Origin of the sequence: Anoxybacillus sp. B2M1, assembly GCF_001634265.1 — a bacterium.
GTDB classification, from domain to species: domain Bacteria; phylum Bacillota; class Bacilli; order Bacillales; family Anoxybacillaceae; genus Anoxybacteroides; species Anoxybacteroides rupiense.
In genome coordinates, this window is sequence record NZ_CP015435.1 from 1,166,618 (window position 1) to 1,188,485 (window position 21,868).

General features: G+C 43.3%; 19 protein-coding genes and 1 pseudogene. All 20 read right to left on the bottom strand.

From position 1 onward, the window contains the following. Window positions 1-2: 2 nt before the first annotated feature. Window positions 3-1,739, bottom strand: a complete 1,737-nt coding sequence (locus tag GFC28_RS05580; RefSeq protein ID WP_044746067.1) for a 2-oxoacid:acceptor oxidoreductase subunit alpha — start codon at window positions 1,737-1,739, stop codon at window positions 3-5. Window positions 1,740-2,345: 606 nt separating this feature from the next. After that, window positions 2,346-3,269 (bottom strand): dipeptidase, encoded by a 924-nt coding sequence (locus GFC28_RS05585; protein WP_044746068.1) that lies wholly within the window; start codon window positions 3,267-3,269, stop codon window positions 2,346-2,348. 72 nt (window positions 3,270-3,341) lie between these two features. Beyond that, window positions 3,342-3,602, bottom strand: a complete 261-nt coding sequence (spoVS, locus tag GFC28_RS05590; RefSeq protein ID WP_027408762.1) for a stage V sporulation protein SpoVS — start codon at window positions 3,600-3,602, stop codon at window positions 3,342-3,344. Between the two features lie 131 nt (window positions 3,603-3,733). Beyond that, window positions 3,734-4,528 (bottom strand): TIGR00282 family metallophosphoesterase, encoded by a 795-nt coding sequence (locus tag GFC28_RS05595; protein WP_044746069.1) that lies wholly within the window; start codon window positions 4,526-4,528, stop codon window positions 3,734-3,736. An 85-nt stretch (window positions 4,529-4,613) separates the two neighbouring features. Beyond that, a complete protein-coding gene (gene rny, locus GFC28_RS05600) occupies window positions 4,614-6,173 on the bottom strand; it encodes a ribonuclease Y (RefSeq protein WP_044746070.1) in 1,560 nt (519 codons plus the stop codon). 846 nt (window positions 6,174-7,019) lie between these two features. Beyond that, window positions 7,020-7,463, bottom strand: a complete 444-nt coding sequence (locus tag GFC28_RS05605) for a recombinase RecA family protein (RefSeq protein WP_369815494.1) — start codon at window positions 7,461-7,463, stop codon at window positions 7,020-7,022. Window positions 7,464-7,803: 340 nt separating this feature from the next. Further along, window positions 7,804-8,424: pseudogene (recA, locus tag GFC28_RS05610) on the bottom strand (recombinase RecA); the annotation flags it as partial. A gap of 218 nt (window positions 8,425-8,642) precedes the next feature. Further along, window positions 8,643-9,887 (bottom strand): competence/damage-inducible protein A, encoded by a 1,245-nt coding sequence (locus GFC28_RS05615; RefSeq protein ID WP_044746071.1) that lies wholly within the window; start codon window positions 9,885-9,887, stop codon window positions 8,643-8,645. A gap of 24 nt (window positions 9,888-9,911) precedes the next feature. After that, window positions 9,912-10,490, bottom strand: a complete 579-nt coding sequence (pgsA, locus tag GFC28_RS05620; protein WP_044746072.1) for a CDP-diacylglycerol--glycerol-3-phosphate 3-phosphatidyltransferase — start codon at window positions 10,488-10,490, stop codon at window positions 9,912-9,914. Window positions 10,491-10,526: 36 nt separating this feature from the next. Continuing rightward, entirely contained in the window at window positions 10,527-11,426 is a 900-nt protein-coding gene (locus tag GFC28_RS05625; protein WP_044746200.1) for a helix-turn-helix domain-containing protein, read from the bottom strand. Between the two features lie 23 nt (window positions 11,427-11,449). Further along, window positions 11,450-12,241 carry a DUF3388 domain-containing protein gene (locus tag GFC28_RS05630; RefSeq protein ID WP_044746073.1) on the bottom strand — a complete coding sequence of 264 codons (792 nt, stop codon included), beginning with the start codon at window positions 12,239-12,241 and terminating at the stop codon, window positions 11,450-11,452. A 145-nt stretch (window positions 12,242-12,386) separates the two neighbouring features. Next, window positions 12,387-12,635, bottom strand: a complete 249-nt coding sequence (locus GFC28_RS05635) for a DUF3243 domain-containing protein (RefSeq protein WP_044746074.1) — start codon at window positions 12,633-12,635, stop codon at window positions 12,387-12,389. Window positions 12,636-12,703: 68 nt separating this feature from the next. Next, the gene (gene ymfI, locus GFC28_RS05640; protein WP_044746075.1) at window positions 12,704-13,420 is read right to left on the bottom strand and encodes an elongation factor P 5-aminopentanone reductase; all 717 of its coding nucleotides are present in this window, start codon (window positions 13,418-13,420) and stop codon (window positions 12,704-12,706) included. A gap of 51 nt (window positions 13,421-13,471) precedes the next feature. Further along, window positions 13,472-14,758 carry an EF-P 5-aminopentanol modification-associated protein YfmH gene (gene yfmH / locus GFC28_RS05645; RefSeq protein WP_044746076.1) on the bottom strand — a complete coding sequence of 429 codons (1,287 nt, stop codon included), beginning with the start codon at window positions 14,756-14,758 and terminating at the stop codon, window positions 13,472-13,474. Continuing rightward, window positions 14,758-16,038, bottom strand: a complete 1,281-nt coding sequence (gene yfmF / locus GFC28_RS05650) for an EF-P 5-aminopentanol modification-associated protein YfmF (RefSeq protein ID WP_044746077.1) — start codon at window positions 16,036-16,038, stop codon at window positions 14,758-14,760. Before yfmF ends, yfmH begins: the two co-directional genes overlap by 1 nt. Window positions 16,039-16,184: 146 nt before the next feature. Next, window positions 16,185-17,144 carry an ABC transporter permease gene (locus GFC28_RS05655; protein WP_044746078.1) on the bottom strand — a complete coding sequence of 320 codons (960 nt, stop codon included), beginning with the start codon at window positions 17,142-17,144 and terminating at the stop codon, window positions 16,185-16,187. After that, window positions 17,145-18,191: an ABC transporter permease gene (locus tag GFC28_RS05660; protein ID WP_044746079.1), complete on the bottom strand. Its 1,047-nt coding sequence runs from the start codon at window positions 18,189-18,191 to the stop codon at window positions 17,145-17,147. It lies immediately after the preceding gene. After that, on the bottom strand, window positions 18,188-19,717 hold the full coding sequence (locus tag GFC28_RS05665; RefSeq protein WP_044746080.1) for an ABC transporter ATP-binding protein: 1,530 nt from the start codon (window positions 19,715-19,717) through the stop codon (window positions 18,188-18,190). Before GFC28_RS05665 ends, GFC28_RS05660 begins: the two co-directional genes overlap by 4 nt. Window positions 19,718-19,856: 139 nt before the next feature. After that, a complete protein-coding gene (locus GFC28_RS05670) occupies window positions 19,857-20,942 on the bottom strand; it encodes a BMP family lipoprotein (RefSeq protein ID WP_044746081.1) in 1,086 nt (361 codons plus the stop codon). 88 nt (window positions 20,943-21,030) lie between these two features. Further along, entirely contained in the window at window positions 21,031-21,762 is a 732-nt protein-coding gene (locus tag GFC28_RS05675) for a GntR family transcriptional regulator (RefSeq protein WP_044746082.1), read from the bottom strand. Window positions 21,763-21,868 lie beyond the last annotated feature (106 nt).

The window sequence follows — 21,868 nt, forward strand, 5'->3', positions numbered from 1 at the left end:
GATTATAACAACTCCTTGCTTTTTGTGTAAACTTCATTTGGCAAAAACGGATTGCCATCATATTTTAAGATGCTTGAGATTTTTTCAGCATGTCCGACATTCATTTTTAACAGATTGGCAAGCTGGCCTGTTGCATTATGCTCAACGACAATCACTTTTTTCGCTTTTTGTACAAGCGGAAGCATTTCATCTGTCGGAAACGGATGAATGAGACGAACATGGGCATGGTTAACCTTCAAACCATCCCGCTCAAGCCGCTCCATCGCTTCTTCAATCGCTCCGCGCGTCGAGTTAAAGCCAACCAGCAAGACATCTGCTTCCTCATGTTTCGCATTTTTATGAACTGGTGTTTGAAATTTGAGCTGCTTTAATTTCCGTAAGCGCTTGTCCATTTGTGCGTTACGGTTAGAAGCCACTTCAGACGGTTTTCCTGTTTCGGCGTGCTCCACCCCAGTTACGTGATGAATGCCGTTTATCATTCCAGGAAGTACGCGTGGGGAAATGCCATCGTCTGTGATTTCATAGCGTTTAAAATTCTCTTTATTTGCCAAAGGCGGGAGCTCGTCCGCTACAAGTTTACCGCGGCGAATTTGGATTTTTTCATACTCTAGCGGTTCCACCGTCTGCTTTCCTAAAGAAAGCTGCAAATCAGATAAGACAATGACAGGGCATTGATACTCTTCCGCTAAATTAAAGGCCTCCACCATATCATAAAAAGCTTCTTGAACAGTGCTTGGCGCCATAACGATTTTCGGAATTTCTCCGTGCGTTCCATAAATCATCGCCATTAAATCTGACTGCTCTTGTTTTGTCGGCAACCCCGTACTTGGACCTCCGCGCTGCGTATCGACAATGACTAATGGTGTTTCGGTAATGCCGGAAAGCCCAATGGCTTCCATCATTAATGAAAGACCAGGACCAGCTGAAGCTGTTAATGTTCTCACACCAGCATAGTTCGCACCAATGGCCATCGTACATGCTGCGATTTCGTCCTCTGTTTGAATGACTGTGCCGCCTAATGCTGGAAGCTTCTTAATTAAGTATTCCATAATTTCCGATGCCGGAGTAATTGGGTAAGCGGCCATAAAGCGAGCACCACCAGCAAGCGCACCGAGCGCAATAGCATCATTGCCAATCATATACATCCGCTTTTTGCCGTCTGCTTGGTCCAGCTTCATCAATTGGAGGTTTTCCCCAAGCTGTTCTTTCATAAATTGAGCTCCTGCCCGGATTGCCTCCATATTTTTTTCAACTACTTGCTGTCCTTTGCGACCAAAAATTCCCTCTACTACTTCTTGGAATACATTTATATCAAGACCGAGAACCGCGCTGGAAGCGCCGACGGCCACCATGTTTTTCATGAGAGAGGTCCCTAGGTTAGTCGCTATGTCTGTAAATGGCACAGCATACAGCGTGACATGAGATCCTTCTGGAATGACTGGATTAAACTTCGCATCTGCAATCACAACGCCGCCATCGCGAAGTTCGTGAAAATTAAAATCAATACTCTCCTGATCAAAAGCTACCAATATATCAAGATCGTCAGCAACGGAACGAACTTGGGTCGTGCTTACTCTAATCTTATTATTAGTATGTCCCCCTTTAATCCGCGAAGAAAAATGGCGATAACCGTATAAGTAATAACCTAAACGGTTCAATGCAATAGAAAATATTTCGCCTGTACTCTCGATCCCTTCCCCTTGTTGTCCTCCAACTTTCCACGAAAGCTGACTAACCATTTCTTACACCCCTTTAGCTTCCATCGATTATAGCATGTACATTGCTATCCATAAGTGTAGCACTTTTCAAATGAAATCACTACCATTTCAGCTTGTGATTTTTTCAAAAAATTTAGCATACATCTTATACTAAACGATTACATTCTAGACCCATCGAAAAAAAAATGCAACCCTTTCTCTGAAAATTTGTCCCCTTCTTCTCATGATGCAATCGATTCACAAAAAAGCTTGATGAAGCAGTCTATTCGGCTTATCAACGAGAACAAGCCTCTTATGTAGAATCTAAGTGTTTTAAGCGATCCAACAGATAGGAATGAATCGACCGCTCCTCTTCATAAACATCATCCGATATAGAGGTAACTTGATATGTTAACATTTGCGACAATATGGAACATCGTTGCATCTTTCTTTTAACGGTGTAACCTAGTGTAAGGATATCAATCCAATTTAGTGTGTTAGCATTTCACGTTGTATTTTATAGGGTTCTCGGTCATAGAGCGATGCCATCCAATCATTCACGAACGAAGGGCAAGGCGCCGAGGCGAAACGTTTGATCCCCCGCGCCCTCTAAATGTGAAACAACCGTTTTTTCATTTATTATGACAGCTATTGCGGCAAATGCTCATAAAAATTGCGGAAAAGAAAGTGTTCCACATCTGTTTCAGAATAGCGCTTTTGCAGCTCGTTAATTAAATTTTCATAACCTCTCGCATTCTCCAATCCCGCCGCTGTTGTTTCGATGCCGTCGAAATCAGAACCAAAGCCGACATGGCGCGAACCGCCAAGCGAGCAAACGTGCTCAAGATGGCGGAGAACATCCAAAACAGCAGCCTGCTCTGCGTTTTCAGATAAAAAATATGGAACAAAGCTGAGACCGATCATACCATTTTTGCGAATGAGCGCTTGAATTTGTTCATCACGCAAATTTCGCGGATGTGGACACAAAAGGTAAGCATTCGAATGAGAAGCAATTGGAAATTGAGCGATCTCCATCACATCCCAAAACGCTTTTTCCGATAAATGAGAAACATCTGTCCATCGTTTCATTTCATTTAATTGTTGAATGACTTCTTTTCCAAACTGAGTTAAACCAGCTCCCCGTTTTTCCCATGCCCCATCGGCAACAGCATTAGCCCAGTTCCATGTTAATCCAACTGACATCACACCAAGTCGCAAAAGGGTTTTTAGTTTGACAAGATTTGCTCCAATCGCCTCGCAGCCTTCAAGCGTAAGCATCGCTCCGATCTCATCATCTGCCAACGCCGAGATGTCCGCCTTGGACTGAACAAATTTCACATTTGGAAAACGGGCAACAATCTTTTCAAAAAACAAGTCCACCATTTCCAGCGCAGCAGTAAAACGAATTTCTTCTGGCACACGCTCAGGAACATAGATCGCAAAGCATTGCACCTTGCTGTTTATATTCATTAATGATTGCAGTGTTACATGGAGTTCTTTGCTATCATAAAATGATAAAGTCCGGTTGAGCCACAGCTTCATCAGAACATCACAATGTGCATCAAAAATCATCTGTAACCCTCCCAGAAGCAAAATAAAAATAACCTGTTTGAGAGCAAACAGGTTATGATATGATTGGACCCATCAGCGAGGTTCGACGATCAATTTAATCGCTGTGCGCTCTTCGCCATCAATGATTATGTCTGTGAATGCAGGAATACAAATAAGGTCTACTCCACTCGGTGCCACAAATCCTCGTGCGATCGCTACGGCCTTAACGGCTTGGTTTAATGCACCTGCGCCAATCGCTTGGATTTCGGCAGCTCCGCGTTCACGCAATACTCCAGCAAGTGCACCAGCTACAGAGTTAGGGTTCGATTTTGCTGAAACTTTTAATATTTCCATTCCTGGTTCCTCCTTAATTTCCACATAAGTTCATTCGTTATAAATTTCGTTCCATTTTTACTATATTCACTGTTTTCTCAAGTATTCCTGCTAGAATCAAAAATATTTTTTTAAAATTCTCAAAACAACTATTATTCAAAATAAGGGTGATCGTCGTTGATCATAACCCGTTCAATCGCTTTGGCTTTTCCCGTTTTCGGTTCGATATGAATCAATACAGCATTCAGCTGACTTCTTCCTTCAGGCACTTCAAATCGGACAGGAAGAGAGGTCAAAAACTTCCGCAACACAGCTTCACGATCTACTCCTAAAATACCGTCGTATAAGCCCGTCATGCCAACATCTGTCATATATGCTGTTCCTCGCGGAAGAATACGAGCATCAGCTGTTTGAACATGTGTGTGCGTACCTACTACTGCTGAAACACGGCCATCTAAATACCAGCCCATCGCTTGTTTTTCGCTTGTAGCCTCAGCATGAAAGTCTACGAAAATCATTGGCGTTCGCTGCAACGCTTCTGCAATTAATTCATCCGCCTTTTTAAAAGGACAATCAATGGCCGGTAAAAACGTTCGTCCTTGCAAGTTAATGATAGCCACCTCTCCATGCTCTGTCTGTACGTATACAAGTCCCTTCCCTGGGGTCCCTTCCGGAAAATTAGCAGGACGAACAAGCGATTTCGCCTCATCTATAAACTCAAAAATATCGCGGTTATCCCATGCATGATTTCCAAGTGTAATCACATGAGCCCCCTGATCAAGAAAGCTGCGATATATTTTTCCGGTAATTCCTTTTCCTCCTGCTGCATTTTCTCCGTTGACAATAATGGCACTCGGCTTATGCTTTGCTTTTAATTTCGGAAGATATTGTTCGACCATTTTTCTTCCTGGTGATCCCACGACGTCTCCAATAAACAACAGTTTCATCTTATAACCCTTTCTAATATTAGAAGTCTCACTAGTTCAAGTTTGTCATAAAACCAAAAAAAAATAAAGTGGCAATACCGCCACTTTATTTTGCATATTCCACCGCTCTTGTCTCACGAATAACGGTAATTTTTATATGTCCTGGATAATCAAGCTCTTCTTCAATCTGTTTGCGAATGTCGCGAGCTAAACGATGCGCCTCAAGATCATCAATGGCATCTGGTTTCACCATAATCCGCACTTCGCGTCCTGCCTGAATCGCATAGGATTTTTCAACTCCTTCATACGATTCAGCAATTTCCTCAAGCTTTTCGAGACGGCGTATATAATTTTCCAACGTCTCACTTCTCGCTCCAGGCCTTGCTGCAGACAATGCATCTGCCGCCGCCACTAAAACGGCGATAATGGAAGTTGGTTCCGTATCGCCATGGTGGGAAGCGATACTATTAATTACCACCGGATGTTCTTTATATTTCGTTGCCAGTTCAACCCCAATTTCAACATGGCTTCCTTCCACTTCATGATCGATAGCTTTTCCAATATCATGGAGCAAACCGGCTCTCCTTGCAAGCATCTCATCCTCGCCCAGTTCAGCAGCCATCAGCCCGGCTAGAAAAGCCACCTCCATCGAGTGTTTCAACACGTTTTGGCCGTAGCTTGTCCGGAACTTAAGACGACCTAAAATTTTGATTAAGTCTGGATGCAGCCCATGAACACCCACTTCAAATGTCGTTTGTTCCCCGACTTCGCGAATGTGTTCATCCACTTCACGTCTCGCCTTTTCCACCATTTCTTCAATTCGCGCCGGATGAATGCGGCCATCTTGAACAAGCTTATCCAAAGCAAGTCTGGCCGTTTCTCGGCGAATCGGATCAAACCCTGATAAGATGACCGCTTCTGGCGTATCATCAATAATTAAATCAATCCCTGTCAATGTTTCGAGCGTGCGAATATTGCGCCCTTCACGGCCAATAATCCGACCTTTCATCTCGTCGTTTGGCAGGTTTACAACAGATACAGTCGTTTCTGCCACATGGTCAGCTGCACAGCGCTGAATTGCAAGCGATAAAATTTCTTTAGCCTTCTTATCTGCTTCTTCTTTCGCGCGCATCTCGGCCTCTTTAATCATGACAGCAATTTCATGGGATAGCTCTTTCTCAACACGCTCTAAAATAATCTGGCGTGCTTCTTCACGCGTTAGGCTAGAAATACGCTCCAATTCGGCCTGTTCCTTGTTCACGAGTTCTTCCACTTTGCTTTCCATCTCTTCAATATGCTGTTGTCTTTGGTTAAGAGTGTCTTCTTTTTTCTCTAAAAGCGTCTCGCGTTTGTTCAGCATTTCATCCTTGCGGTCGAGATTCTCTTCCTTTTGCAGCAAGCGGTTTTCCTGTCTTTGTAATTCACTGCGACGATCACGAATCTCGCGCTCAGCCTCTGTTCGAAGTTTATGAATCTCATCCTTCGCCTCAAGAAGCGCTTCTTTTTTCAACGCATCCGCTTCACGTTTTGCTTCTTCAAGAATTTGGTTCGCAGCTACTTGTGCGCCGCCAATTTTCGCCTCAGCAATCGATTTACGAACAAAAAAGCCAACAACTGCACCAACGATTAGACCAAGCAAAGCGGAGATGATTGTACTGACCCCCATCCTTTTCACCTCCTCTTGCTATAAACTGGTTTGCTGTTTCATGAATGTCGGCGTGTACATTGTTACAAATTCAACATACAGCGCAAAGGCTTTTTCAGCTTGTCTGATCAAATGCATTTCCGACAAAAGGCCTTCAGCTATAAATTTTCATGATCCACTCATGCTTTGTCCGCCCTATTCAGCATGTCCCCCTCTTGGAGAGAAAGTGCGGACTTCTACATTTTTCTTGTAAAATATACATGTTAATTTTAAAGGTGGTAACATTTGTTGTCAAGATAATAAGCATCGCAATATGACAGAATGTTTCAAAAACTAATTGGAATACGATAAAATGGAAGTAAATTTCCTGCCATCTGGATATTCGATCCGCACAAGATCATTTTTCGTTTGAATATAATGTGTGACATTCGCGCAATAGGGTAACTTGCTCTTACTTCAAACATTTTGCGCATGGACTGTGGGAAAATGTGTAATAATCATCATGCTATGTTGACATGTCAACATTTGTATCGATATCAAGTTTGAACGGTTGTTCAACAATTGAGTGAAGTGATTGAGCAACACGGCTTCACAGAATCATGGACGGACTATAAAGGCGGCACGGTTCGGCTCTTCGTCATGCAAATGGCGCCATCAACAGGCAAGTTACAGAACTCTTCCAATCGCAGGTGTTTATAAACCCTCATCGGTTCCATCTTTATAAAGATTCGACTGTTATCAGAGAATAATGCTTAATAGAGACTGCTTGAATAAGACATTTTGGCTCTCGTATCGTACGTTATGTACTTGGCATCATTGTCCTAAAAAATGAAAAAGCCGTGGCTATCAAACCACGGCCCTTTTTGGCTATTCGTCCAAAAAGCCTAGTTCTTCTTGCTGATCCACCGAAGCGCTACCGTTGCCGCCAAGCTCATCCACACCGTAATGCTGGCGAATTTCTTGAGCGATCTCCTCCATGATGTGCGGATTTTCTTTCAAAAATTGTTTCGCATTTTCTCGACCTTGGCCAAGACGCTCGTCCTTGTAAGAATACCAAGAACCGCTTTTTTGGATAATATCAAGTTCTGAGGCCATGTCGATAATTTCTCCCTCACGCGAAATCCCTTCTCCATACATAATATCCACATCTGCTGTCTTGAATGGAGGAGCCACTTTGTTTTTTACCACTTTAATTTTTGTCTTATTACCGACCATATCATTTCCTTGTTTAATCTGCTCAGCACGGCGCACTTCTAGACGCACAGACGCATAGAATTTCAACGCGCGACCACCAGGGGTTGTTTCTGGCAATACCTATAGATTTACCATTTCTATAGCTTGGACTATCTCTTCATCTCCGCATAGGAGAGCCTTGCGCTTCCAGCAGTAGCCTATCCTCTGCTGTACCCTACTTCGAACCGTTGTTCTTTTCGGTAGTCTCTACACCTTCCTTACGAATGGTAAGGCTTGGCACGGTATTACCCCATTAAAAATTGGAGGGCTCCACCGTTAGCACGAGAAACTTTCTCGCACACCCCTAGGCAATCGGGTTCACAAGGTTTTTTTCTTGCTATCGCTAGCAAGGGAAACCCAGAATAGCAGCAGCTTAATCTCTAGATGATGCATAAAAAGGCAAAGATTAAGCAGCGATCGTTTGTTGATTTCCGAACATAACCCCTACTTTTTCACGGATTTGGTTAATAAAAATGGCGATCGTTTTAGATTTATTGATCGCTCCCGATAGCTTACGAAGCGCTTGAGACATAAGGCGCGCCTGCAATCCGACATGGGCGTCTCCCATATCTCCTTCAATCTCTGCTTTTGGCACAAGCGCCGCAACCGAGTCAATGACAACAATATCTACTGCACCACTTCTGACAAGAGCTTCCGCAATTTCAAGCGCTTGCTCCCCTGTATCTGGCTGAGAAAGTAACAGTTCATCAATGTTGACTCCTAGCTTCTGTGCATAAACAGGATCAAGAGCGTGCTCCGCGTCGATGAAGGCTGCCTGACCGCCCAGTTTTTGCACTTCCGCGATGGCATGAAGGGCTACTGTTGTTTTACCTGAAGATTCCGGCCCATAAATTTCAATGATCCGGCCGCGCGGATACCCTCCGACACCTAACGCGATGTCCAATGCTAAAGACCCGCTTGAGACGGTGGAAATTTGCCGATCCGTCTGTTCTCCTAGCTTCATAATCGATCCTTTACCAAACTGCTTTTCAATTTGCTTTAGCGCCTGTTCTAAGGCTGCTTGACGATCTTGGTTCACTCGTCATTCCTCCTTATGCATTACCTATCTAATAATATAACGTTTTTTTGCTGCTTTGCCAAGAAAAAAATCGAACGTTCATTCGTTTTCTTTTTATTTTTGCTGGTAAACAGGGAAAGTAGAGGAGAAGAATAAATGAATTTCCGCTGTAAGAAATAAGTGGGGACATTATCAAAAAATTTAAAGGAAAACGGAAGCCATAAAAACTGACAGCTGTGTCATAAGAAAGCTGTCAGTTTTTTTAAAATAGCGAAACAACCATATTTGATGGTACGCGTGCGAATCGTTTCACGGTCTCCGCTTAACAATAATGCATGCACTTCCGTTTCTTGTCCGCTGATCGATATTCCTACGTACACCGTTCCGACCGGCTTTCCTTCTAGAGGATCAGGCCCTGCCACTCCTGTAAAACTAATGCCAATATCCGCTTTGCAAAAGGAACGGACATGCTCCGCTAGCAACTTCGCGCATGGTTCACTCACCGCTCCGTCTGTTGCCAGCACAGAAGCAGGGACAGAAAGAACTTGCTCCTTTATTTCGTTTGTATAGCAAACAACCCCTCCTTTTACTATTTGAGAAGCTCCAGAAATAGCCGTCAGCTCGGCAGTAAACCGACCGCCTGTTAAGCTCTCAGCAGCCGCCACTGTTTTATTTTGCTCCTTTAGCCGCTCGACTAGCTTTGAAAACAACGTATCGTTGTCATATCCATACACATATTGACCGACGCGGCGGGCAATGGCGGCTTCCGTCTCATCAAGCAGTTTTTTTGCTTCCAAAGATGATTCATGTTTGGCTGTCAAACGTAATGTGACCTCTCCATCACCTGCAAGTGGCGCAATCGTCGGATTGGATTGCTGGTCAATTAAATCGGCAATTTCTGTTTCCAACTGAGATTCGCCAATGCCAAAAAAACGCAATACTCTTGATTCAATGCGCTCATGACGCTCCAGCTTGCTCATAAGAAAGGGGCGGCCATATTGAATAAACATAGGCCTCATTTCTTTTGGAGGGCCAGGCAAAAGCATGTAGGTAATCGACGCAATCGTCAGAGCCATGCCTGGAGCCATTCCGTAGTCATTTTTCAACACTTCTGCTCCTTGTAATACAAGCGCCTGCTTTTTATTATTTTCCGTCATCGTTCGCTTGGTTCGTTTGAAATACTCCTCAATTGATCGAAGCGCTTCCTGATCCATCACAAGCTCCCGCTGCAAGAGATGAGCGATCGTTTCCTTCGTCAGATCATCTTTTGTCGGTCCAAGCCCACCTGTAAAAATAATCAGATTGGCCCTTTTTTGGGCTGTTTTGACCGCCGCTTCGAGCCTCGTTGCATTGTCGCCGACAACGGTATGAAAATAAACATTAATCCCTAATTCAGCAAGCTGCTGCGATAAAAACTGAGCGTTTGTATTCGCAATTTGCCCCAATAGCAGCTCTGAGCCGACCGCAATAATTTCAGCGTTCAATGGCCGCTTCCCCTTTCCTTTTGGTTATTTGGAATGTAAAAAAGCATGCTTGTTTTTCAAAAAATAGTCCCAGCCAGACCAAATCGTAAAGATGACCGCTACCCAAAGAGCTAAATCGGCAAACGGAAAAGAAATAAACGCAAATGGCCAATTATGGAGGAGAAGTGCGGCGATCGCGACAATTTGTGTCCATGTTTTAATTTTCCCAAGCATGTTGGCCGCCACCACTTCTCCTTCTCCTGCCAACACAAGACGAAGTCCTGTAACCGCGAACTCTCGACTAATAATGACGATCACCATCCAAGATGGCGCATAATTCAAATCCACTAACACAATCAAAGCTGCGGAAACGAGCAGCTTATCCGCAAGAGGGTCTAAAAATTTTCCCAAATTCGTTACAAGCTGATATTTACGGGCATAGTAGCCATCAATCCAGTCCGTAGCTGATGCGATAATGAAAATGACCGCACCGACCAAATGGGTTACAGGCAGCGAATAGGCTCCTGCTTCAATGTTCCCCCATCGAAAAGGAACGAGCATCACAATCAAAAAGAGAGGAATGAGCATAATGCGTGCTATCGTAATTTTATTCGGTAAATTCACAATCCATACCTCCGCTGCTGAACATGCAAAAGCCATCTACGACATAGATGACTCAGGCTTTTTCAATATCAGTTTAATTTTTTGGTATACCTCTTCTTTCGGATCAATCGGATAAGTCACCGATTGTCCGTTCACCTTCATGTCTACATCTAATGTCCGACCGATTTTTACTAAAACCTCCGATTCCGACGTTAGATCAAACGTTTGGGTTTGTCCATTTGTCAAGTTCCCTTGGAAAAAGCTGTGGCCCTTTCCGTTGAATACTCCGATCCAAGAAGCTCCCTTCGATGTGAGCTCAAGCTTTAGCTCGTTGGCGGTCACCTCGATGGTAGACGTATTCCCCGTCTTTTCTATCACATGGAAAATAGGAGCAGAAGTGGATTCGTTCGAATCATCCTTGTCTGCTTCTTTCTGTGTCTTTTCTTTTGCAGCTTTGCTGCTTTTCTTTTCTTTTTCCACTGCTTTTTCCAGCGGTGAATTTTTAGGACGTTCGACTTCTGTCGCTTCGCTGGTCATTGGTTGCTGCTGTTCTGCTTTTTGACCGCCGCGCTGCAAGAAAATCCACAGCACGACTGCCACTGCCACAATAACAGCCGCGATAAGCAGTTTTGGAAGCATGGACAGCCACTTGTCATGCTTCATCGAAACCTGCTGCCTGCTTTTTACGCGAGAAAGCTGCTCTGAAAATTCTTCCTGCTGCGACGAAGGGATTTCATGCTCGTATTCATGAAAAAGCTCCTCGGGATCCAGCCCTACTGCCTCAGCATATTGCTTAATAAATGCCCGAACATAAAAATTGCCTGGCATAATCGCATAGTTTCCTTCTTCAATGCCAAGTAAGTAACGTTTTTGGATTTTCGTGATGTCCTGTAATTCGTCTAAACTAATTTTTTTCGCTTCTCTCGCCTCTTTTAATCGTTTACCTAATTCCGTCAACGATAACACCTTCCACCTTTTTCTTAAAAATCAAATTCAGAAAAACCGTCGTGGGAAAACAGCGTCTGCTGATCCACAACATCGTATGTAATCTCCTCGGATGGATCATTCCGCAATTCAATAATATAGTCAAAATCATCAAGCGAATACTCCGTATGGCGAACAAAAATATCTGGATGCTCAACAACCTTTGTCGCTTCCAGCCGCATCAGCTCGCGTATAAGCTGCCAATGCCGCTCATTAGCTCGGCGGGTCGATACGATGCCATCCATGATAAAAATGTTGTTTTCACTGTATTCATCTTCAATAAGCTGGCTGCGAACCGTTTGCTTAATCAATGTTGATGACACGAACAGCCACCGCTTATTGGCGCACACGCTCGCCGCAACAATCGACTCTGTTTTTCCAACGCGCGGCATGCCGCGAATACCAATCAGCTTATGGCCTTTTTCCTTAAAAATTTCAGCCATAAAATCAACAAGCAAGCCAAGCTCATTACGCACAAACCGAAACGTCTTTTTGTCATCTACATCGCGTTGGATATAGCGCCCATGCCTTACCGCTAGACGATCAAGCAGCCTTGGCTGCCGCAGCTTAATAATCGTGATATTGTCCATCGTCCGCAAAATAGAGGAAAGCCGCTCAATTTGCTCGTTATTCCGACAGCGAAGAAGCATGCCGCGCCGTGAATCATCAACACCATTAATTGTAACGATATTAATGGACAGCATTCCTAAAAGAGATGCGATGTCTCCTAGCAGCCCCGGACGATTAATATGAATTTCATATTCTAAATACCATTCTTGTTTTTCCATCGCATTTCCTCCCCTCGCGCTTAAGGAGACACATGTATGATGTGATAAATTCATACTACTATAATATCAATATGAAACGCAATAGAAAAGGAAATCAAATACAACCATTTCATTTATTCATGAAAAAAGAGAGGAAAGCCCTCTCTTAGTGTCTCTGTACTAATTTCACCATCATATTAGCAATCGCATGCTGTTCTTGCTCATCAGCTACGCTCCATAAATCGGAAAGAAGGCGCTCTTCAGGATTTTTCGGATCGATTTGCTTCGCTAAATAATCGCCAATCTGATAAGCAACATCCGAAATCACTTCTTGACCAAGTCCTTGATGCTTTGCTTGCTCAAGGCGTTCGCCTAAGAAATCTTTCCATTGTTCGAAGTTATCGAGTACAGACATGTTTGTTTCCTCCTCCTATTCAGTTTCACCAATAGTTTATCTATTTGACGTAAAAATATACTTACGTGTTAGCAATACCATCCTCCATTTACACTAATCACTTGCCCTGTAATATAGGAGGCGTCTTCCGAGAGTAAAAAAGAAACGGTTTTCGCTACTTCACTTGGCATTCCAATTCTTCCAAGCGGAATTTCCTCTTCTAATTCCTTTATCTCTGTTTCGCTAAATGGCTCAAGCATGTCTGTACGAATCGCCCCTGGAGCAACAGCATTTACGCGAATGCCGCTTGGCGCCAATTCTTTTGCCAGCGCTTTAACAAACGCGTTCTGTCCCCCCTTAACCATTGAATAAACCACTTCACACGAAGCACCTGTCAATCCCCATATGGATGAAATGATAATAATATTTCCATGTTTTTTCTTAATCATCGGCGGAAGCAATTTTTTCGTTAATAGAACAGGGCTTGTCACATGAAGCTGTACCATTCTTTGTACAAGCTCATCACTCATATCCGTTATTAGCCCGTAGTAGCTGATACCGCAATTATGGATCATAACATCGAGCGGGCGGTCAATTTGAGCAAGTAGCGTCTGCACGCCATCCTGCCGAGAAAGATCTGCTTGCACCGCAGCAGTATAAACGTTAGACAACTGCTGTTGCAGGGCTTGAACGTTTTCATAATGTCGGTGATAATGCAAAAAAAGCCCGTACCCTTTAGCAGCTAATTCTTGAGCAATACTCGCGCCAATGCCACCGCTCGCTCCCGTAATAAGTGCATATTTCATCAAGATCCCCCTAAAAAAGCATCCTTTTGTGCAAAAGGATGCTTTTTTGCTTTATTCTTTCGGAACAACCTGGCAAACCGCCAACTGCTTCTGATGAAAGCATTCGTTAGCGACTTTCATTATATCATGAATCGTCAATGATTCCAGTACCGGCACGACTTCAAATAGACTCATCTCATGAAAGGCATATCGCGTAAATTGGTTGGCGATATATTCTGGAGAGTTCAAAGAGCGTAAAAACGCGCCGATCTTTTTCTTTTTCACCCGTTCTAAATCCTCTTGCGCTAACGGCGAGTCCTGAAATGTTAAAATCACCTGCTTAATTTCCGTAGCTAATTTCTCAGGATCATTTGTATCACCGCCAATAACGGCAAAACCGAACTGTTCTTCCTCCGTATAGTCGTAAGCAAACGTTTCATCAATTAACCCTTGCTGGTATAATCGCTCATAATGCTGTGAGCTTTTTCCGAATAAATAATCAAGCAGGACATTCATCGCTAGCTCATGTTTTAATTTTTCCTTCCCTTTTTGCTTGACGGCTTTTGCCTTAATGCCGACCAAGCATTTACTCGTTTGAACATGCATTGGAAGCACATGCTTTTCCTTGGCCACTTCCTCTGGCTCTTGATAGTGAAATCGTTGAATTTCAGATGCTTTTGGAAATGATTTTTTTGCTTGATTACGGCGAATTTGCTCCATCATCGCTTTCTCATCGACTGGTCCGGCAATAAACAGCAGCATGTTGCTTGGATGATAAAATGTTTCATAGCACTCATATAACAAGTCTTTTGTGATATCAGCGATTGATTCCACTGTTCCAGCAATATCGATTTTGACCGGATGCTGCTGGTACATGCTTTCAATCAATCCAAAATAGACACGCCAATCCGGGTTATCGTCATACATGCGAATTTCTTGGCCGATAATTCCTTTTTCTTTTTCAACCGTTTGCTCAGAAAAATAAGGAGTTTGAACGAAATCCATCAGCGTTTCTAAATTTTTCTCAACATTTGCCGTGCTTGAAAATAAATAAGCGGTTCTGGTAAACGATGTAAACGCATTGGCTGAAGCCCCTTGTTTACTGAATTGCTGAAACACATCGCCGTCTTCCTTCTCAAACAGCTTATGCTCAAGAAAGTGGGCGATCCCGTCCGGCACGCGCTTCATCTCTGTTGTGCCAAGCGGGACGAATTGATTATCCACTGATCCATATTTAGTCGTAAATGTTGCGTATGTTTTATTAAAGGATTTTTTTGGTAAAATGTATACATCTAAGCCATTGGGCATTTTTTCATAATAAAGCTGCTCCTGTAGCTGTTCATACACAATCTTTTCCATTACTTTTCCCCCTCCATTCCGGTAAGGAAGTAAATCGTATCAAGCTCAATCTGATTAGCAACACGAACGATATCTTCGCGCTGTACCTTTTCGGTTCCAGAAAGCCACTCGTCAATAGGCCGTTTTCGTTCTGAAACCACGTTATGATAGAGCACTTCTACCATCCCTCTTGGCGTATCAAGCGTCTCAAGCAGCTGGTTGCGAATGACCGCCTTTGTTTGCTCGATTTCGTTGTCGCTAAATTCCCCTTGCTTCATCGCGTTCATTTGCTCATGAATGATTTGCATCGCTTTTTCATAATTGGCTGGCTCAATTCCTGACATCACCATCAAAAGCCCTTTATGACTCTCCAACCGAGAAGCAGCATAATAAGCAAGACTCGCTTTTTCGCGAACATTAATAAAGAGCTTGGAGTGCGAAAACCCCCCGAATATGCCGTTAAATACCTGTAAGGCATAATAGTCATCATCGTCATACGTAATCTGGGTCCGATAGCCGATGTTCAGTTTTCCTTGCTTGATATCCTGCTTTTCTACAACTTCATGGACATTTGCCACTTTTTTCGGCTCGACATGCGGTTTCTCGGCTGTTCTCGGAAGCTGTCCAGGAAGCTGAAGATGCTGTTGAACCGCTTCAAGCGCACTGGTTTCCTCAATGTCCCCGATAATGTATAGGTCTACCTCATCTTCTTGTAACGCCTTTTTGTAATAAGTAAATAATGTGTCTGGCGTAATGGCCTCCACATCTTCGAGTTGGCCATGAGACGGCAACGCATACGGTTCATTTTTGCACATTTCCTCCACTAGCCGCAAATTGGCATAGCGCATTTTATCATCATAGGCAGATTGAATCCGCTGCTTTAACGCCCGTTTCTCTTGTTCAACAATCTGCGAAACAAAGCGCCCATTTTCTAACGCTGGGTGCAGGATGATTTCACTTAAAAGTTGAATCGCCTTATTCAAGAGAGGAGAGGCGTCTTTTAAAAATTTTTCATTCGCCACATCGAGCCGGATCGTGATAATATGAAATTCTCCTTTTTTTGTCAAATCGACATTGAGCATGGCTCCATATAGCTCATCTAAATAAGTTCTAAGCGTTTTCATGCTTGGATGCGTCTTTGTGCCGCTTTGCAGCACATATGGCAAAAGAGCGCGCAATGTTACCGTTTCTTTAGATAAAGGGGCTTTCATCTTCCAAACGAGCGTGCTTGTTTTATATTTATCCGTTTGAACGAAATGCGTGCGGAAGCCTTGAGTAGTGATCGTATTTTCACGGATCAAAAAAACTCCTCCTCTTCATTTGTATTTTTTGCGAATCATTCTAGCTTATTTTTCCTTATCACCAATATACATTTTTGCCAAAATAAAATGCAAATAACAAACAAAAAAAGAACTCGATCGAATCCATCGAGTTCTTCTAAATAGGATTATCGCTTCCCTTTTACATACGGTGTGCCGAGCGCTTTTGGAGCATCGGCGCGGCCGATAAATCCCGTTAAAGCTAAAATAGTTAATACATATGGGGCAATGAGCAAATAAACCGTTGGCACGTTCTTTAAGAACGGGATGGTTTGTCCCACAATACTTAAGCTTTGGGCCAAGCCGAAAAACAACGCAGCCCCCATCGCACCAAGCGGATGCCACTTACCAAAAATCATCGCGGCAAGCGCCATAAAACCGTGTCCAGAAATGGTGGCATGGCTAAAATCACGGGAAATAATTGTCGCATAGACGGCACCGCCAAGTCCGCCGAGCGCACCGCTGATCATGACGGCAATATAACGCATTTTCGCGACGTTGATTCCCATTGTATCTGCTGCCATTGGATGTTCGCCGACAGAGCGAAGGCGAAGGCCAAACGGTGTTTTAAATAAAATATACCAGACAACAAAAGCGAGGACGATTGCGATATAGGACGGAATATATCCGTTTGAGAAAAATAACGGGCCAATAATCGGAATATGGCTTAACACGGGAATATCAATTTTATCAAATCCCACTTGAATTTGGTCGGTTTGACCTTTCCCGTATATTTTTTTTACTAAAAACAGAGATAAGCCCACTGCCAAAAAGTTAATCGCCACACCGCTCACGACTTGGTCAGCACGAAACGTAATGGATGCGACAGCGTGAAGCAACGAAAAGATGGCACCCACAATCATCGCTACAATAAGCGCCAGCCAAGGAGTAAGCTCGCCGAACGAATCGGCAAAGGTCAAGTTGAAGACAATCCCCGTAAATGCTCCAATTACCATCAAGCCTTCCAATCCGATATTAACAACACCGGAACGTTCGCTGAATACACCGCCAAGCGCAGTGAAAATAAGTGGAGCGGCAAAGAAAAGCGCCGAAGGAATAATAATTTGTAACATTTCGTAAACGCCCACTTATTTTCCCTCCTTTTTAAAACGAGATAATAATAGACGAATAAGATAGCTAGATGCTACGAAGAAAATAATTAACGCGATGACAATATCGACAAGCTCTGTAGGTACATCCGCACTTGACGGCATTTCGAGCGCTCCTACCTTCAGTGCCCCAAATAAAAGCGCAGATAAAATAATTCCGAACGCGTTATTGCTTCCAATTAACGCAACCGCGATCCCATCGAAACCGATGCCGGTAAAGCCTGCTTTTACAGAGATATTTCCGAACGTGCCGAGCCCTTCCATCGCTCCAGCAACTCCGGCAAACGCACCGGAAATGACCATTGATAAAATAATGTTGCGCGGAACATTCATTCCTGCGTATTGAGAAGCATGCTGGTTAAAGCCGACAGCACGCAATTCATATCCTTTTGCTGTTTTTTCAAGCAAAAACCACATGATAATTGCACCGATTAAGGAAATAATAATTCCATAGTGCAACGTTGAATAATCAGTAATGGATTGAAGAAATTCTGATTGCAATGATGCCGATGGATGAACGGTCTCTGATTTAAATCCTTTATCAGAAAGCACAGAACGAATAATGGCATTCGTTACATGCAAAGCGATATAGTTCATCATAATCGTGATAATGACTTCATGCACTTTAAAACGCGCCTTTAAAAACCCGGGGATGAACGCCCATAGCGCTCCCGCCGCTGCCGCTGCCAAAATTGCCAGCGGTAAATGAATCACTTTTGGCAAATCGAGCGAAACCCCTACCCATACTGAAGCAAGCCAGCCAACAATCAGTTGTCCCTCTACTCCAATATTAAAAAGTCCTGTGCGGAAAGCAAAGGCTACCGCTAAACCTGCAAGGATATAAGGGGTGGTTTGACGAATCGTTTCCCCAATATAATAGCTGTCGCCAAACGATCCATATAAAAGGGCTGAATATCCCGCAATAGGATTATACCCGCTTACAAGCATGACAATGGATCCGGCGATCACTCCAAGCAATACAGCAAATACTGGAATAAGAAATTTCGTTAGACGACTTGAATTCATGAAGAAACACCTGCTTCCTTCTGTTTACTGCCTGCCATTAGCAAACCGAGCTCTTGCTCTGTCGTTTCCTTCGGATCGACAATGGCAACGATTTTTCCTTCGTAAATCACAGCAATGCGATCACTGACATTCATGACTTCATCTAATTCAAAAGAAACAAGCAGCACCGCTTTCCCTTGATCCCGTTGCTCAATCAAGCGTTTATGAATAAACTCAATCGCTCCGACATCCAGTCCGCGTGTTGGTTGTGCAGCAATCAACAGCTCCGGATTGCGATCCACTTCGCGGCCGATGATAGCCTTTTGCTGGTTACCGCCAGATAAAGCGCGAGCTGGCGTATATTCGTCTGGTGTACGCACATCGAACTCGGCAATCAATTGGCGTGCTTTGTCATAAATCGCCTTAAAGTTTAAGACACCATTCTTGGAATACGGCTTTTTGTAATAGGTTTGCAATACCATATTTTCGCCAATCGGAAAATCAAGAACGAGCCCATGCTTATGCCGGTCTTGTGGAATATGTCCTACCCCAGCTTCTGTAATTTTACGCGGGGAAAGATTGAAGATATCTTGTCCATTTAAAAGAATGGATCCGGATTCCGCTTTCAGAAGACCTGTAATGGCTTCGATAAGCTCGGTTTGTCCATTGCCATCCACTCCGGCAATGCCGACAATTTCCCCCGCACGAACAGTTAAATTCAAATGGTCAACGACGGTGACTCCCCGAGCATCTTTTACGACGAGATCCTTGATTTCTAGCACTTCTTTGCTAGGCTGTGCCGGTTTTTTATCGGTTTTAAACTGCACTTCACGGCCTACCATCAGCGCGGCGAGTTCATTTGGATTCGTATCGGCAACATTGAGTGTATCAATGCCTTTTCCGCGGCGAATGACCGTCACGCGATCGCATACTTCCATAATTTCTTTTAATTTGTGCGTGATTAAAATAATCGATTTCCCTTCGCGGACGAGTGCTTTCATAATTTGAATGAGCTCTTGAATTTCCTGCGGTGTTAAAACAGCAGTCGGTTCGTCAAAAATAAGAATTTCCGCACCGCGATATAACGTTTTTAAAATTTCTACGCGCTGCTGCATTCCGACAGAAATATCAGCGATTTTCGCCGTTGGATCAACCGCTAATCCATAGCGCTCCGACAGCTCGCGCACTTGCTGCTCCGCATGCTTGATATCAATTTTTCCACCCTTTGTCGGTTCGCTTCCTAGAATAATATTTTCTGTTACCGTAAATGTATCGACAAGCATAAAATGCTGATGCACCATTCCGATGCCAAGATCGTTAGCGACATTTGGATTCGCGATTTTAACAGATTGCCCCTTTACTCGGATTTCTCCGCCGTCTGGCTGATACAGCCCAAACAGCACGTTCATCAGCGTCGATTTTCCAGCGCCGTTCTCTCCAAGCAAAGCATGGATTTCGCCTTTTTTTAATTGGAGAGTAATATTGTCGTTAGCGACGAAGTTTCCAAATACCTTTCGGATATTTAACATTTCAATTACGTATTCCAAACAAATTCACTCCTCTTAAATGAGCATGTTAAAATCATTAAATAAAAAGCTACAAATTTTTGTTTGTAACTTTTTATTTAATGATTTTGGGCGAATAAAAAGGCTAGTAAGCACTAGCCTTTTTATTCAATTTAACCTCTTATTTTAAGCTTGCTTCAAATTTTTTGTATTCGTCGCGAGTAGACGGCACTTTAACTTCGCCATTAATGATTTTTTGCTTCCATTCATCAACGGCCTTTAACACTTCCGGCTTGATGTTATCTTGAGTTGGCGCGATTCCTACTCCATTTTCAGGCAAACCATACTCAAGCGTTTTGCCGCCTGGGAATTGGCCTTCTTTCGCTTTTTTCGCTACATCGTATACCGCAACATCAACGCGCTTAACCATCGATGTCAATGTCACATTGTACGTTTTTCCGCCTACTGTGACTTCACCTTCTGGAGCCTGGTCTTTGTCAACCCCGATGACCCAAAGCTCACGGTTTGGATCTTTTGTTTTTAAGTCTTTTGCTTCAGAGAAGACACCATTACCTGTTGCGCCTGCTGCGTGGTAAACGACGTCAATGCCAGAAGCATACATGCTAGATGCGATCGCTTTTCCTTTATCCGCTTGGTCAAATGCTCCAGCGTATTGCACTTCTACCTTCGCATTTGGGTTTACAGACTTGACGCCTGCAAGGAATCCGCTTTCAAACTTCTCAATTAATGGGATTTCCATACCACCAACAAAACCGATTTTATTGGTTTTTGTTGTCAATCCAGCGACAACTCCTACAAGGAACGATCCTTCATGCTCTTTGAAGGTAATGCTCGCTACATTTGGCTTGTCCACTGTGCTGTCTACGATCGCAAAATGATTTTTTGGCTTTTGCTCAGCGATTTTCGTAATCGCATCTGTCATTAAATAACCAATTCCATAGATTAAATCGTAGTCACTTCTAACAAGCTTGTTTAAATTTGTGGCATAGTCGGTATCGTTTTGCGATTGCAAATAATCGTAACCATCCTTGCCTTTTTTCATGCCATTTTCTTCACCAAATTTTTGCAATCCTTCCCAAGCAGATTGGTTAAACGATTTGTCGTCAATTCCGCCGACATCCGTTACCATTGCTACTGTAAAGCTGTCTTTCTTTTCTCCTGCGTTCTCATCGTTTCCACAGCCGCTAAGCAGCGTGCCGGCCGCAAGGACAAGAGAAAGAGCAAGACCCATGCGTTTTTTCTTCATCACTTTTACCCCCTAGTAAAAATAGTAACTAAAACCCCTTTATATTATCCAATAGATGTCGATGTTCTATGTATGAAATGTCACCCCCTTAAAAATGAACCCGTTTTCGCAGCACATGAAAGCTGAATTTATCAGATTTGAAATAGTTAATGGAATACAAAATGGGTTCATCGTTTTTATCAAAATGCATTTGCTTTAAAACAAGCAAAGCTGTTTCCGGATCACATTGCAACGTTGGCGACACCTTTTCATGATAACCGACCGGTTCAATATGCGCTACAGCATAGGCAATATCATGATTCGTTTGACTTTGTAAATTTTCAAACAATGATTCGTGTTCGTAAGAAATTCCCTTCGGCAAGTATTTACAAGGAATTTTGTCAACACAGTACACGACTGGCTCACCGTCAGCTGTCCGTACCCGTTCCACAAGCAAAATTTCTTCAGAAGGCGAACATTGAAACCGACGTACATCTTCCTCTGTCGGACTTTGAACAGAAGAGGAAAGAAAAATCGTGCCCGGTTTTCGGCCGGCTTGTTTAATCATATCCGTTACACTGCTTAGCTGTTCAATGCCGGAGGTGAACATCGGCTTTGCATTCACAAATGTGCCGACTCCGTGTCTGCGGATAATGACGTTTTCTTCCTCTAAAATTCGAAGCGCTTCACGCAATGTAGCTCGGCTAACTCCGAGTTGCTTCGACAGCTCAAACTCTGATGGGAGCTTTTGCTTTTCCTTGTAAACGCCTGTTTCAATATCTTGTTTGATACGATCAATGACTTGCAAATATAGATGGCGATTATCAGATTTAATCGACATTCGAAAAGCCTCCACTCAATAGTTTGCAGATATCAGACCTCTGACGTAAGACAAATTAACCTAATCGACATTACTATAACACTTTTTCGCTCATAAATAAATAGGG